Source organism: Saccharothrix xinjiangensis, assembly GCF_039527585.1.
GTDB classification, from domain to species: Bacteria; Actinomycetota; Actinomycetes; order Mycobacteriales; family Pseudonocardiaceae; genus Actinosynnema; species Actinosynnema xinjiangensis.
Genome location: NZ_BAAAKE010000032.1, coordinates 87,998 through 102,030 on the forward strand (window position 1 = coordinate 87,998; position 14,033 = coordinate 102,030).

At 73.3% G+C, this 14,033-nt stretch carries 11 protein-coding genes and 1 pseudogene; 11 read left to right on the top strand and 1 reads right to left on the bottom strand.

Going from position 1 to position 14,033, the window contains the following annotated elements; genetic code table 11:
* The first annotated feature begins 113 nt into the window (after window positions 1–113).
* The 10 genes and pseudogenes from ABD223_RS38090 to ABD223_RS38135 all read left to right on the top strand — a co-directional run bounded on the left by ABD223_RS38090 (window position 114) and on the right by ABD223_RS38135 (window position 12,609).
* The gene (locus tag ABD223_RS38090; protein ID WP_344042172.1) at window positions 114–1,598 is read left to right on the top strand and encodes a S1 family peptidase; all 1,485 of its coding nucleotides are present in this window, start codon (window positions 114–116) and stop codon (window positions 1,596–1,598) included.
* Window positions 1,595–3,865: a serine/threonine-protein kinase gene (locus ABD223_RS38095; protein WP_344042174.1), complete on the top strand. Its 2,271-nt coding sequence runs from the start codon at window positions 1,595–1,597 to the stop codon at window positions 3,863–3,865. The genes ABD223_RS38090 and ABD223_RS38095 overlap by 4 nt, the downstream gene beginning before the upstream one ends.
* A gap of 16 nt (window positions 3,866–3,881) precedes the next feature.
* Complete coding sequence (locus tag ABD223_RS38100) at window positions 3,882–5,303, top strand: VWA domain-containing protein (RefSeq protein ID WP_344042176.1); 1,422 nt, start codon at window positions 3,882–3,884, stop codon at window positions 5,301–5,303.
* A gap of 370 nt (window positions 5,304–5,673) precedes the next feature.
* Window positions 5,674–6,231, top strand: coding sequence for a papain-like cysteine protease family protein (locus ABD223_RS38105; RefSeq protein WP_344042178.1), 558 nt, complete (start codon window positions 5,674–5,676; stop codon window positions 6,229–6,231).
* Window positions 6,232–6,241: 10 nt separating this feature from the next.
* Window positions 6,242–7,120, top strand: a complete 879-nt coding sequence (locus ABD223_RS38110) for a hypothetical protein (protein ID WP_344042180.1) — start codon at window positions 6,242–6,244, stop codon at window positions 7,118–7,120.
* Window positions 7,121–7,184: 64 nt separating this feature from the next.
* Window positions 7,185–7,739 (top strand): IS5 family transposase, encoded by a 555-nt coding sequence (locus tag ABD223_RS38115; protein ID WP_344042182.1) that lies wholly within the window; start codon window positions 7,185–7,187, stop codon window positions 7,737–7,739.
* A 35-nt stretch (window positions 7,740–7,774) separates the two neighbouring features.
* Window positions 7,775–8,014, top strand: a pseudogene (locus ABD223_RS43770) (transposase); the annotation flags it as partial.
* A 282-nt stretch (window positions 8,015–8,296) separates the two neighbouring features.
* Window positions 8,297–9,118 (top strand): nucleotidyl cyclase domain-containing protein, encoded by an 822-nt coding sequence (locus ABD223_RS38125; protein ID WP_344042184.1) that lies wholly within the window; start codon window positions 8,297–8,299, stop codon window positions 9,116–9,118.
* A 96-nt stretch (window positions 9,119–9,214) separates the two neighbouring features.
* On the top strand, window positions 9,215–10,885 hold the full coding sequence (locus ABD223_RS38130) for a tetratricopeptide repeat protein (RefSeq protein ID WP_344042186.1): 1,671 nt from the start codon (window positions 9,215–9,217) through the stop codon (window positions 10,883–10,885).
* Window positions 10,886–11,661: 776 nt separating this feature from the next.
* Window positions 11,662–12,609, top strand: a complete 948-nt coding sequence (locus ABD223_RS38135; protein ID WP_344042188.1) for a calcium-binding protein — start codon at window positions 11,662–11,664, stop codon at window positions 12,607–12,609.
* Here the strand turns inward: ABD223_RS38135 and ABD223_RS38140 are convergent.
* A complete protein-coding gene (locus ABD223_RS38140) occupies window positions 12,581–13,453 on the bottom strand; it encodes a hypothetical protein (RefSeq protein WP_344042190.1) in 873 nt (290 codons plus the stop codon). The two genes, ABD223_RS38135 and ABD223_RS38140, sit on opposite strands and share 29 nt — an antisense overlap.
* A 78-nt stretch (window positions 13,454–13,531) precedes the next feature.
* Between ABD223_RS38140 and ABD223_RS38145 the strand changes: the two genes are divergently transcribed.
* Entirely contained in the window at window positions 13,532–13,834 is a 303-nt protein-coding gene (locus ABD223_RS38145) for a transposase (RefSeq protein ID WP_344042192.1), read from the top strand.
* The last annotated feature ends 199 nt before the right edge of the window (window positions 13,835–14,033 follow it).

Below are 14,033 nucleotides of genomic sequence, written 5' to 3' on the forward strand. Positions count from 1 at the left end.
GGAATTGAGGGGGCATCCGGAGGTCCGCACTTCCCAGCCGCCACCGCGTGGTGCAACGTTCTCCCCCTGCGCCACGATCGTCAGGTGTGCGCCGAGACGGGCAGGGGGTCGGGGTGACGGGCGGATCGGGTCCGCGGGAGGCGTGGCGGGTCCGCATCCGGCGCGGTGCGGACGGCCGCATGCTGGGCGCGGGTGTGCTGGTGAGCCCGGTGAACGTGCTCACCTGCGCGCACGTCGTGGCGGACGAGGACGACCTGGTCGTCGACCTGGTGGAGGTCCCGGGCACGCCGAGTTCCCGCGCGCGCCTCGTCGACGGGGCGTGCGTGCCCGAGTCGGAGGGGCCGCGCGGTGACGTCGCGCTGCTCCGGCTGGCGACGCCGCAGCGCGAGGACCACGTGGCCACGTTGCGGCGCATGGCGTTCACGCGCGACCGGCCGGTGCACGCCCAGGGCTTCCCCCGCGGCCTGGACAACGGCGTGTGGACCAGGTTGACGCTGTTCGGGCACTCCGGGGCCGAGTGGTTGCAGATGAACCTCCGCTCCGAGACCGAGCAGCAGGTGCGGGTGGGGTACAGCGGGGCGGGGGTGACCGACGACGCGACCGGTCACGTGCTGGGGCTCGTGGTCGCCAAGTACCGCGACAGCGCGGCGGGCCTGTCCTGGATGATCCCGGTGGAGGCGGTGGCCGCGCACCTGCCGATGGTGGCTGGGTGGGTCGTCGGCGACACCGGGATCGACCCGCTGTTCACCCGGGTGGCCGCGACGCCGGCGGGCAACGCCGACTGGGTGCTGGACTGGTTGGGCCACCGTGCGCGCGGCGCGGCGGTGCTGGTGGTGTCGGGGCCGGAGCTGGTGGCGGTGCGGCAGGCGGTCGCGGCGTCCGGGGTGCGGTCCGACCGCGGTGACCCCGGCGGCGTGGACCTGGCGCTCGACGTGAGCGGCCGCACGGTGGACGAGGTGTCGCGGCGCATCGTGGACCGCGCGGGCCTGCTGACGTCGGCGGTGGAGAGCGCGAGCGACCGGCTGCGGGCCGACGCGCCGCCGGTGACGATCGTGCTGGACGGCGTCGACGAGGCCGAGGAGCCCGTGGCGCTGGTGGACGAGGTGATCAGGCCGGTGCTGGCCGGCGGCGGTCGGATCGTGCTCGGGTTCCGGGGCGAGGGCTCGGCCGGGTTCTCGGCGGCCGGTGCGCTGGTCGCCGGGTCCGTCGCGAAGCGGCTGGAGGAGCTGGGGCGGCGCATCGACGTGCTGCCCGACGACACGGACCTGCCGCTGCGGCTGATCGTGCTGCGCCAGGCGGCCAAGCGGTCGCCGGTGCTGGCCGCGCGGCGGTTGGACGAGTTCGAGAGCGCGGTGGAGCGGGCCGAGCGGCGGGCGCGCAGGGACCGGTCGGTGGACGACGACCGCGGGCTGCTGGAGGCCACGCGGGCGGGCGCCAACCGGGCGGGGTTGGGTGAGGACGTGGAGCTGGCCGCGCTGTACCGGCGGGCCGACGAGGCGTTGCGGGCTGATCCGGTGGACCGGGAGGCGGCCCACGCGGCGGTGTGCGCCTTCCAGGACGCGGTCCGCTGGGCCCGCGAGGCAGGGGAGGACCGATGACCGCTTGTGCCAGGTCCGGGTGCGCCGGCTCGATCGACGAGACCGGCTTCTGCGACACCTGCGACCTCCCGGCGCTCGTGCCGCCGCCGTCCGCCGCGCGGTCGGCTTCGGGGCGGCCCACGTCGGCGCGCTCCGGGTCCGGGCCGGCGCCCGGCGGGGTCGCCGCGCGGCGGCCGGGGGTGGGCGAGGACCCGTTCCCGTTGCCCGACTTCGAGTTCCCGGACCCGGAGAGCCTCGTGCTCACCGACCTCCGCGTGCCGGACCGCGTGCGGCGGTGCGCCAACGAGGGGTGCGCCGACCGCACGAGGTTGCCCGCGAAGGACTCCGGCCACTGCCTGTCCTGCGGCACGCCGTTCTCGTTCCGGCCGAGCCTGGCGCCCGGTGACGTGGTCGAGCAGCGCTACGAGGTGTGCGGTCCCATCGCGCACGGCGGCCTGGGCTGGGTCTACCTGGCCCGCGACGGCAGGCTCAACGACCGCTACTGCGTCCTCAAAGGACTCATCGACGCGTCCGACGAGGCGCTGACCGCGTTCGAGGTGTGGGCGCTCACCCAGATGGACCACCCGAACATCGTCGGGATCTACAACTTCGTCCGGCACCCGGACGAGCGCACCGGCAAGGCGCGCGAGTACATCGTGATGGAGTACGTGCCCGGCCTGCCGCTCAGCGTGGTGGCCACCGCGGCCCAGCAGGGCGGCAGCCGGCTCGACGAACCGCTGCTGACCGAGCACGTGGTCACCTGCGGGCTCCAGGTCCTCGCCGCGCTGGGCCACCTGCACGAGCGGGACATGCTGTACTGCGACCTCAAGCCGGACAACGTGATGATCCGGCCGGCCGACCGCAGCGACCCGGACACCCGGATCAAGCTGATCGACCTCGGCGGCGCGCGGCGCGCGGGCGACACCAGCAGGCCGATCGTCATCACCCGGCGCTACCAGGTGTCCGCGGAGGAGATCTCGGCGCGCGGCATGACCGTCGCCTCGGAGATCCACACCGTGGGCGAGACCCTGAACCAGCTCTACCGGGCGACGTCCGACCACACCGGTCAGGAGGTGCCCGCCGAGCGGCACGTGCGCGAGCAGCAGCGGATCGCGGTGGGCGTCGAGTCGTTCAAGCTGGTCTGCGCGCGGGCCAGGCACCCGGAGCCCGAGCGCCGGTTCGCCGACGCCGCGGAGATGGCGCGGCAGCTGCGCGGGGTGCGGCGGGAGATCGCGTCCCTGCGCGACGGCAGGCCGCGACCCGAGCCGTCGGCGGTGTTCGCGGACAACGCCGTGCTGCTGGACGCCGGGCTGGGCGCGGTGCCGCCGCTGACCCGGTGGACCCGCAGGCCGGCCGGCGCCCTGCTGGGTGAGCTGCCGCTCGACATCGGGACGCCGGCCACCCTCGCGGTGGCCACCGGCCTGCCGACGCCCGTGGTGTTCCCCGACGACCCGGCCGCCGACGTGCTCGCCGCCGCGGCCACCGAGAACGCGCCCCGGCTGCTCGCCCAGCTCGACGCGCTCGACCTGGACACCCCGGAGGTGGCGTTCGCCGTCGTCCGCGCCGGTCTGTCGGCGGGCGACCTCGCCGCCGCGGCGGAGGGCTTGGACGAGGCCCGGGAGCAGGTGGGCGAGGCGGACTGGCGGCTGTGGTGGCACGAGGGCCTGCTGGAGCTGGCCGAGGCGGACACCGGGGCCGCGCGCTCGCGCTTCGAGGAGGTGCGCCGCGCGCTGCCCGGTGAGGTCGCGCCGGAGCTGGCGGTGGCCTGCTGCGCCGAGCTGCTGGGTGACCACGCCGCGGCGGAGCCGTACTACCTGGCGGTGTGGCGGCGGGACCACTCGGTGGTCAGCGCCGTGTTCGGGCTGGCGCGGGTGCACCTGGCGCGGGGCGACCGGGCGGGCGCGGTCGAGCTGCTGGACGAGACGCCCGACGTCTCGCGGCACCACGACGCGGCCCGGATCGCCGCGGTGCGGGTGCTCAGCGGGACGCTGCCGAACGGCGCCCGCCCCACCGGGCCGGACCTGGACGCCGCCGCCACCCGGCTGGCCTCGCTCTACCTCGACGGCGGCGAACCGACCGGCGACTCGCGCACGCGCCTGGAGACCGTCGTGCACGAGGCCCGGTTCGCCCTGCTGCCGAACGCCGAGGCGGCGCGCCCGGCGGGGAACGGCCTGCGGGAGCTGCTGGAGGCCCGCTACCGCGCGCTCGCGCGGCAGACCTCGGACCGGGGCCACCGCTCCGACCTCGTCGACCTGGCGAACGAGCACCGCCCGTTCACCTTCCGCTGACCGCACGGGGGAGACCGTGGAGCACCGAACAGAGTTCGACCTGGAAGTCAGCCAGAACCAGTACCTGTCCCCGGCGGACCGGGAGGTGCACGCCGCGCTGGTGGTGACCGCGCGCGGCGAGGCGTCCCCCGGCGCGGAGCCCGAGGTGGCGCAGGTGATCCTGATCGACTGCTCGGGCTCGATGTCGTACCCGATCACCAAGATCGGCGCGGCGCGGCAGGCCACCAAGGCCGCCGTCGACGCGCTGCGCGACGGCGCGCTGTTCGCCGTGGTCGAGGGGACCGAGCGGGCCAGGCAGGTGTTCCCGGGCCGGGGCCTGGCCGTCGCCGGCCCGGAGACCCGGCGGGCCGCCAAGGACGCGGTGAACCGCCTGTCCGCCGCGGGCGGCACGGCCATCGGGTCCTGGCTGACCCTGGCCGGGCGGCTGCTGAACGACCACCCGACCGCGGTGCGGCACGTCATCCTGCTCACCGACGGGCGCAACGGCGAGTCCGCCGCCCAACTGGACCGGGTGCTGGCGGAGTTCGGCCCGGTCTTCACCTGCGACGCCCGGGGCATCGGCGCCGACTGGCTGCCCACCGAGCTGCTGCGCGTCGCCGAGGCGCTGCACGGCACGGCCGACGCCGTCCGCGCGCCCGCCGACCTGGCCGCCGACTTCCTGGCCATGACCCGCGCCGCCATGGGCAAGCTCGTGCCGGAGGTGCGGGTCCTGGTCCGGACGACGGCGGCGAGCCGCCTGGACTTCCTGCGCCAGACCCACCCCTCCGAGGCGGACCTGCGCGGCGAGGTCGTCGACGAGCGGACCACCGCGTTCACGACCGGCTCCTGGGGCGCGGAGAGCCGCGAGTACCACCTGAGGCTCGCCGTCGACCCCACCGGCCTGCCGACGAACAGCGACGTCCGCGTCGCCCGCGTGGACCTGGAGGTGCGCGCGCCGGGCGCCACCGGGTTCGCCAAGGCGGGCGGCGCGCGGTCGGTGGTCGCGCACCGCACCGACGACCTGGAGCTGTCCAGCCGGATCGACGCGCGGATCGCCCACTACACGGGGCAGACCGAGCTGCGCCAGGCGGTGCTGGAGGGCGGCGCGGCGCACGACCGCGACGACCGGGGCGCCACCGAGGCGGCCTGGGGCCGGGCGGTCGCGCTGGCGACCGGGCTGGGCAACCGGAAGGTGCTGGACCGGTTGCTGCGCCTGGTCGACGTGGTCGGCGCGCCGGAGGACGGCGTGGTGAGGCTCAAGGACCACCTCGCCGCCGAGGACCTGCTGTCCGTGGCGGTGGGCTCGACGCTGTCCGGCACCCGCTCGGAGTCGGTCGTGGAGCCGGGCGCGCGACCTGTCGCCCCGACCGGGCCCGACGTGGTCTGCCCGGAGTGCTCGCTGCGGTGGCCCGCGGGCTCCGCGTTCTGCGGCGACTGCGGCAGCCCGATCGCGGTGTGACGGCGGGGTCGGCGCGCTCGGGCGCGCCGGCCCGGCTCGCCCTGTGGCGCCGATTCCGCCGAACATCGTGGAAGAACGGCTGAGGGGCGTGGAATCTCACCTCGTGGTGTTCACACCACCCTGACGATATCGTCGGCGAAAACCTGCGGTCACCACCAAGACCGCTACCGTCACCGTGAAGGGTGCCGAGCTACGGCATCCGTGGATCGGAACGCACAACGGGCAGCGGGTTCGGTTCCGCGTTCACCACGTGCACCTCTCACTCTTGTGAGGGTATTCCTGCGTTACCCCTGTGTGGCGACGTCATTTCGCGCTGTCATGTTCCTGTCAGGTCGCACGGCAATCACGGCGCTCACGGGAAGGCGGGAAGATGGGCAGATCCAGTTTCGCGGCCACGGCGTCGGCCATCGCGCTGGCGGCTTCGGGGTTGCTCGGCGCGGGCACGGCCCAGGCGGAAGCCGGGTACGACAACATCGCGATGCACAAGCAGGAGAAGACCCAGTGGTGCTGGGTCGCCTCGGGACTGACGATCGCCAAGTACCACGGCCTCGGCAGCACGCAGGCGGACTTCTGCACCCGGGCCCAGCCCTACTACGGCTGCAACAACCAGCCCGCCACCCTCGACGACATGGCCAAGGGCTGGGGCAGCCTCGGCCTGGCCCACACCGGCACCGGCCTGAGCAGCGCGGCCTCGTTCAACCAGGTCCACACCGACGTCAAGGCCGCACGCCCCGTCGGCGCGCGCATCGGGTGGACCTCGGGCGGGGGCCACATGAACGTCGTCTACGGCTTCGACACCGCGAACAACACCATCGCGGTGGCCGACCCGTGGCCGGACACCGCCACCTACACGTGGTGGAACTACAACGACTACGTCAGCAACAGCTCGTTCAAGTGGACCCACTCCCGGATCGGCATCTCCCGTTGAGGTAGGCGACATGCGCGAAACACGAACGCCCGGCGCGCGGACGGCCTCACGCCTCTCCCGCCTGGCCACCGTCCTGGCACTGACCGCATCCGCCCTGCTGCCCGGCGCCGGCGCCGGCCACGCCGTCCCGGCGCAGGACCCGCTCCCGGACATCCCCGACTACCAGGCCGCCCTCGACGCGGTGAAGTCGGCCGCCACGCTCAACGCCGTCTGCCGCTTCCTCGGCGCCCCGCTGCCCCAGGGCGGGTCGGAGACGCCGCAGACGATCCCCGACAAGGCCGAGCCGTGCGAGGGCATGCCGACCTTCACGATCAAGGACCCCCTGGCGTTCAACGAGATCACGCCGGGCTTCGTCGCGGGCACGGCCCAGCCGGTCGCCGTCGAGGCGATCAGGCTGACCTACCTGGTCTCCTCGCTGAGCACCACCGTCAACGACCGCCAGGCCACCGTCGTCCTCGCACCCACCCAGGGCGGTGGCTGGCACCTGGCGGCGGTGCGCGAGGGTGACGGCGACGTCGTGCACGCCGCCAAGGCCGGCGTGGGGACCCTGGTGTTCACCGAGCCCCAGGTCCGCGGCTGGTACGAGCTGAGGCTCATCACGGTCAAGCCGCTCAACGACCAGGCGCGCGAAGCCCTGGGCGGCCGGTCGTCGGTGTCGCTGAGCGAGTACCAGAAGCTGGTCAAGGCCCGCTACGCCGACAAGCTGCCCGGGTCGGACTACGACGCGCGGGGCATGTCCAGCGGGTACGGCACCGCGGGGAGGGCCGAGGACACGACCTCCTCGACACCCCTGCTGGTCGGCGGTTCGGGCACGGCCCTCGTCCTCGCGGGCGGCGCCTTCCTCCTCTTCCGCCGCCGGCGCGCCGGCGCCTGCCGAACCGGGTCCTAGGAGCTGTTTGGGGTTCGGATCTACGGGCCCTGTGGTGTGCTGGTGGGGCTGGTAGAACACGGGGGTGGCGCGTTTCGACCTGACCGATGCCGAGTGGTCGTTGATCGAGCCGCATGTGCCGGTGGCGGCCACGGGGCCGTTGCCGCGGCGGGTGCGGGAGCAGTTCAACGGGATCCTGTGGCGGTTTCGCACCGGGTCGGGTTGGCGTGACGTCCCGGAACGGTACGGGCCCTGGTCGACCGTCTACTCCCGGTTCAACGCCTGGGCCAAGGCCGGCGCGTTCCAGAGGTTGATGGAGGCGCTGATCGCCGAGGCCGCCTCCCGCGGACAGGTCGACCTGGAACTGGTCAGCGTGGACTCCACCATCGTGCGGGCGCACCACGAATCCGCCGGACTGGCGATCGCCGGGGAGACCCTCGACGCGCTGGAACAGGCGCTGATCGAGGAAAAAGGGGCTCCGTTGCCCACACAGCAGAGCGTGCTGCGGGTGATGCCCCGCCGTCCGCGCCTGACGCGTCCGGCGCGGGCACGTCTGCCGGTCGGGACCGTGCCGCCCTCCGGCGCCGTCGCAGGGCGCGGGCTGCGGCGGCCGGGCTCGGCCGGTCCCGGGGCGGGCTGAGCAGCAAGATCCACGCCGCGGTCGACGCCGCCGGACTGCCGCTGGCGTTCGTGCCCACCCCCGGCCAGGCCGCGGACAGCCCGCAATTCCAGGTCGTGCTGGACCGGGTGCGGGTTCCCGGCCCGACCGGCCGACCCCGCACCCGTCCGGACGCGGTGGCAGCGGACAAGGCCTGCTCCTCCCAGGCCAACCGGGCCTACCTGCGCCGCCGCCGGATCACCGCCGTGATCCCGGAGAAGACCGACCAACAGGCCAACCGCAGGAACAAAGGCTCCGCCGGAGGCCGCCCGCCGTCCTTCGACCCCACGCGCTACCGGCAGCGCAACACCGTCGAACGCTGCCGACGTTGCCCGGTGGTGTCGCCGAGGTCGGCGTGGAAGGTCCCGTGCTCCTCGGCAGCCAGCCGTGAACCCCGTGCGGGTAGAGCGTGCTCTGCCAGGCGGATGTTTTCGCGCGTCTGTCCGGGCGATGCGAGTGTCGAGGAGAGAGACGGCGATCGGTCATGCGGTAGACCGGGTCGGTCAAGTGACCTGACAGGCTGCTCCGGAGAGGCTGGGATGGCGGGTCCGGATCGGGCCGTGCACCGCACGATCGTGGTGGTGGACGTCGAGGGTTTCGGTGATCCGCGCCGGACGCTGCCCCACCAGATGGCGGTTCGGGCCGTGCTGTACCGGGTGGTCGTTGAAGCGTTGGGCGCGGCCGGGGTGCGGTGGGAGGACTGCCACCGTGAGGACCGCGGGGACGGGATGTTCGTGCTGGTCCCGCCCGAGTACGCCAAGGCGCCGTTGGCGGAGGTGCTGCCGGGGGCGTTGGCGCGGGCGTTGCGGGAGCACAACGACACCGGCCCGGCGGCGCAGCGGCTTCGGGTGCGGATGGCGGTGCACGCCGGTGAGGTCGTCTTCGACCGGCACGGCGTGACCTCGACCGCGGTGACCACGGCCTTCCGGCTGCTGGACGCGCCGCCGGTGAAGAAGGCGCTCGCGGACTCGCCGGGCCTGGTCGTGTTGGTGGTGTCGCGCTGGGTGTTCGACGAGGTGGTCCGCCACTCCGCGGTGCTGGACCCGGCCACGTTCCGGCCGGTGCCGGTGGCGGTGAAGGAGGTCCGCGACACCGCCTGGATCGCCTTGCCCGACCGCCCCTACCCCGCCGAGCCCGCCGTGCTCGACCGGCCCTCTGCCCCGGCTGCACCCGGCGGCGGTGCAGCGGTGCCCCGGCAGCTGCCCGGGGCACCGGCGCTGTTCGTCGGCCGCGAGGAGTACCTGGTCGACCTGGATCGCGTCCTGACGCCTGCCGACGGCGACTCCGCGGGGGCGGCGGTGGTGATCTCGGCGTTGAGCGGGGCGGGCGGCATCGGCAAGACCTGCCTGGCCCTGCACTGAGCACACCTCCACGCCGACCGCTTCCCCGACGGGCAACTGTTCGTCGACCTGCACGGCTTCAGCCCCACCGGCGACCCGATCGACCCGGCCGCCGCGGTGCGCGGGTTCCTCGACGCGCTCGGCGTCGACCCCGGCCGCATCCCGACCGACCTCGACGCGCAGGCGGCGCTGTACCGCAGCCTGATCGCCGAACGGCGGATGCTCATCGTGCTGGACAACGCAGCTACCAGCGACCAGGTCATCCCGCTTCTGCCCGGCACCCCCACCTGCACCGTGCTGGTCACCAGCCGCCGCAAGCTCGCCTCGCTGATCGACCGGCACGGCGCCCGCCACCTGCAGCTGGATGTCCTGGACCGCGATGAGGCCCGCGCCCTGCTGACCGCCCGCCTGCCCGTCGACCGCACCGCCGCCGAACCCAAGGCCGTCGACGAGCTGGTGGACCTGTGTGGGTCCTACCCGCTGGCCCTGGCGATCACCGCCCGCACCGCCGCCACCCGCCCCGCCATCCCGCTGACCGAAATCGCCGCCGAACTGCGCGCACTCGGGCTGGACGCGCTCGACCACGGCGATCCCGCCGCCGGCCTACCCACCGTGCTGTCCTGGTCCCTCCGCCGACTCCCCGAACAGCAACGCACCCTGTTCGCCCTGCTCGGGATCGCGCCCGGCCCCGATACCACCCCGCCCGCCACCGCTGCCCTCACCGGCCTGCCCGACCTGCGGGAGACTGCCCTGACGCGGGTGGTGGACTTCCACCTGCACACCGCCCGCGCCGCCGACCGCCTCCTGGACCCCCACCGCCCGCTCGCACTACTTGACCCGCTCGCGCCCAGCATCAGCCCGCACCCACTGCCCGACGCCGCGGCCGCGCTCGCCTGGATGGAGGCCGAGCACGCCACCCTGCTTGCCACCCAGCGCACCGCCGCCACCCTCGGCCGCCACCCGGTCGTATGGCACCTCGCCTGGAACCTGACCACCTTCCAGCATCGACGGGGGCACCTGCACGGCGCGCTCGCCGCGTGGCAAGCGGCCCTGGAGGCTGCCGCCCACCTGCCCGACCCCGCCACCCGCAGCCGCGCCCACCGGCGCCTTGGCGACGCCTGCGCCCGGCTGGGCCTGCACGAGCAGGCCATCGGACATCTGGAGCGGGCCCTCAATTTGGCCGCGCGCCACCACGACCCCGCCGAGCAGGCACACACCCACCAGGCACTCGCGATTGCCTGGGGACACCGAGGGGACTTCCGGCAGGCGCTGGAGCACGCCCGACACGCCCTCGACCTCCACCACGCTCTCGACGATCCGGTATTGGAAGCCATCGCGCTCAACCAAGTGGGCTGGTACGCCGCGCGCCTGGGCGAGTACGACACCGCTCGGGACCACTGCCACGCCGCCCTCGCTTTGCATCGACACCACCACCATCCTGACGGCGAGGCAGACGCCTTGGACAGCCTCGGCTTCATCGCTCACAGCACCGGCGACTACCACAAGGCCCTCGATTACTACCAGCAGGCCCTCACCTTGCTCCGCACCCTCGGCGACACCTACGACGTCGTGAACACCCTTGATCACCTCGGCCACCCCCACGCCGCGCTCGGGCACCGCGACCAGGCCCGCGCGGTGTGGTGGGAGGCGCTGGAGCTGTACCGGGAACAAGGCCGCACCGCCGCCGCCGAGCGCGTCCAGCGGCAACTCGACGACCTCGACAACAGCACCGATCACGATCCGAACGCAGCCGCTGCCCGCCCACAAGCGGGAAACGATCATCGGTAGCGCGTCCCACCACTGAACCCGCTGATCAGCGAACCTCTTCGACGGCCCTTTGTCCGTTCCGCTCGAACCTTGCGGGTGGGCCGTCGGCTGGCCTGCGAGACGAAAACCATGTCCGGACGGTGCACTCTCGTGTTGTTCGGGGCAACCTTGCGGATTTGGTGGTCGTCAGTGTTCGGGAGCCGCCTGCGGTGTGCCCGGTGCTGCCAGGCAGGATGGATCGCCCTGGCCGGCGCGTCCGTGCGCGGACCCGCGTCGGGCACCTTGCGGCGGATCCCGACGGGAGAGGGGCGCTGCGTGATCCACCCAGTGTCACCCGGCCGTCGTCGGGGCCGGTTCAGCGCTGGGGACCGGCAGGCTTCGTCGATCGGGTGGTCGGTGTCCGGGGCTACCCCTCGTTGACTGTGATCACAAGAGGGTGGGGTCTTCGGGGCGCGGCCAGTCTCGGCTTTAGGTCGCGACAGTGGCTTACACCCTTCCTGATAGGCCGTTCGGCCTAGAAGTTCTGCTCTTTCGTGTAAATCTTTCGGGTGTAGTTGAGTTCACCCGAACGCGACATCATGTTGCGCTGCGCAGCGGTACATCCTTCGTTCAGGTGATGCGCATCACTCCCCGGTGGACTTCGGTCCGCCACCCCACCCGCGGCACGGACACGGACATCTCCGTCCGGCCCTCGCATCCCGAGGGTCGATCGAGGGTCCGATCCCGATCCGCCGCGGCCACACCCCGGCGCCGGACCGCGATCCGGTGCCGGGCCACCGAAGGAATCGGAGCGCGTCATGAGGACAATCCGTCCGGCTTTGGCGATCTGCGGGGCCACCACGGCCCTGCTGGCCCTGGCCGTCGCATCGCCCGCGTCGGCGGCCACGGCCAGCACCTGCACCATCGCCCCGGTCACCGACCCGACCGACATCACCACCGTCACCGACACCACCATCGACGGCACCCCCGGCCCCGACCTGATCGTGTGCGCCTTCGGCGTGCACGAGGGCACCACCGTCAACGGCCACGACGGCGACGACGTCTTCACCATCACCGTCGACCCCGCCTCGGCGACAAGCCCCAACCTCGGCACCCTCGACGGCGGACCCGGCAACGACGCCATCACCTCCACCGACCCCCGGACCTCAGTCGGCGCCCGTGGCAACGAGGGCACCATGCTCGGTGGCGAGGGCGACGACGTCCTCACCGCCGAAGCCCCCTTCGGATACGGCAACGCCGGCACGATGGACGGCGGTGCCGGCAACAACGCCCTCTCCGCCACCGGCCTCAACGCTGGCAACGCGGGCCCCATGCTCGGTGGCGAGGGCGACGACACCCTCCTCGCAGTCGCCACGAGTCCGACGTCAATCGCCGGCAACGGCAGCACGATCGACGCCGGCGCGGGCAACGACCTCGTGACCGCCGAGGGCGGTCTTATCGGCAACAGCCAGACCGTCGAACTCGACGACGGCAACGACACCTTCCTTGCCAGCGGCCTCAACCCCGTCCAAGGCCTGGGCAACGGCCAGTTCGCCGTGGTCCGCGGTGGTGACGGCGACGACACCATCACCGCCGAGGGCGTCAACCGGGGCAACGCGGGACAACTGCTCGGACAGAACGACGAGGACAACATCATCGCCCTCGGCGTCACCGCCAACAGCTTCACCGGCCTCATCGACGGCGGCCCGGACGACGACACCTGCGTGTTGGGGGGCCTCAACAGCGGCACGGTGCAGAACTGCTGAACCCACCCCACACCGCCGGTCCCGCGGGCACCGACCGTGCCCGCGGGACCGGCGGCCCACAGGACAAACCCCGGGCCCGCCGGGATACGAGCGACAGGGGCACGGGGTGCCGGCCTGGTTTTCGATGAGGTCGGGTCAGCCGCCGGGGAAGTAGGGGTGGTCGCGGTAGGAGTGCCGGGGACCGGTCTGGTTGGTCCAGGGCAGGGGTTCGGTGGCGGTGTCGAGCCAGGTGGTCGGTGCGGGTTCGGGCCGCAGCCCGCTCGGCGGCGGCGTGGTCGCCGCAGGCGTAGTAGATGTCAGCGTCCAACGCCTGCTGCTTGGCCGGCCCGAAGCCCAGGATGCCGCCGACCGCGTCGAGGTCCCCCTGACCGGTTCCGACGAGGTCTCGGGCCCGCCTGGCCTCGGCCTGCGCCTCGCGGGCCGGCCCGACGGCGCCGGCGCGGGCGGCGAACCGCGCCCGATAGATCAGCAGCCGCACCACGCCGGTCCCCCGCGAGCGGCCCACCAGCGCCGGCGCCTGCTCCACCAGGTCCAACGGCGCCGCGTCGACCGGTGAGCGGCGCTCCAGCGACTCGGTGATCAGCGCCCGCGTGCCCAGCGCCCACGCCTGCAACTCCGGGTGCCCGATCGCCACCGCGAGCGTCTCGGCGGTCCGCGCGAGCACCATGCCCTGATCCGACCGGCCCACCACGTGGCACCCGTGCGACAGCACCACGGCGGTCATGCCGCCCAGCAGATACAGGTCCCGGGTCTGGCGGGGATGGGTGCCCTGGTCGACCACACCGCCCAGCTCCCGCCACAGGGCGGCCAGCGGCCCGAACCACACCGTGGCCGGCCGGTGCACGAAGTGATCCTCCCGCGGTTGTTCGGAGTCGGGTTGCTGGATGATCACTCATCTCAGTAGCCCGGAGGACAGCCCACGATGCCCCAGCGGTACCCACCCGGGTTCCGGCGCAAGGTGCTCGACCTGGTCGCGTCCGGTCGTCGCGTCGCCCAGGTGGCTGCGGATCTCGACATCGGTGACCAGGCGATCTGCGCCTGGCGTCGCCAGGAGCTCGTCGACAGCGGCCGGATTTCCGGGACGACCAGCGCGGACAACGCCGAGCTGGTGGCCGCGCGTCGGCGGATCGCCGAACTCGAGGCCGAGGTCGCCGTCCACCGCCGCGCCGCCGAACTGCTCAAGGAGGGCAGCACCCCAACAGGCGATACGAGGCGGTCACGGTGATCGCCTCCGAGGGCCGGTCAATCCAGCTCGCCTGCCGCGTGCTCGGGGGTGTCGGAGTCCGGCTTCTACGACTGGCGAGGCCGCGCTCCCTCGCAGTGGGCGATCCGTCAGGCCTGGCTCGTCGACATGATCCGCGAGATTCATGTCGAGTCGTTCCAGGTCTGTGGCGCCCCGCGGGTGCACGCCGAACCCACCCTCG

What these genes read in the sequence shown, in the direction of transcription:
- ABD223_RS38095 (WP_344042174.1), top strand. Translation starts at nt 1,595, where the DNA reads ATGACCGCTTGTGCCAGGTCCGGGTGCGCCGGCTCGATCGACGAGACC.
- ABD223_RS38105 (WP_344042178.1), top strand. Translation starts at nt 5,674, where the DNA reads ATGGGCAGATCCAGTTTCGCGGCCACGGCGTCGGCCATCGCGCTGGCG.
- ABD223_RS38110 (WP_344042180.1), top strand. Translation starts at nt 6,242, where the DNA reads ATGCGCGAAACACGAACGCCCGGCGCGCGGACGGCCTCACGCCTCTCC.
- ABD223_RS38125 (WP_344042184.1), top strand. Translation starts at nt 8,297, where the DNA reads ATGGCGGGTCCGGATCGGGCCGTGCACCGCACGATCGTGGTGGTGGAC.
- ABD223_RS38135 (WP_344042188.1), top strand. Translation starts at nt 11,662, where the DNA reads ATGAGGACAATCCGTCCGGCTTTGGCGATCTGCGGGGCCACCACGGCC.
- ABD223_RS38145 (WP_344042192.1), top strand. Translation starts at nt 13,532, where the DNA reads ATGCCCCAGCGGTACCCACCCGGGTTCCGGCGCAAGGTGCTCGACCTG.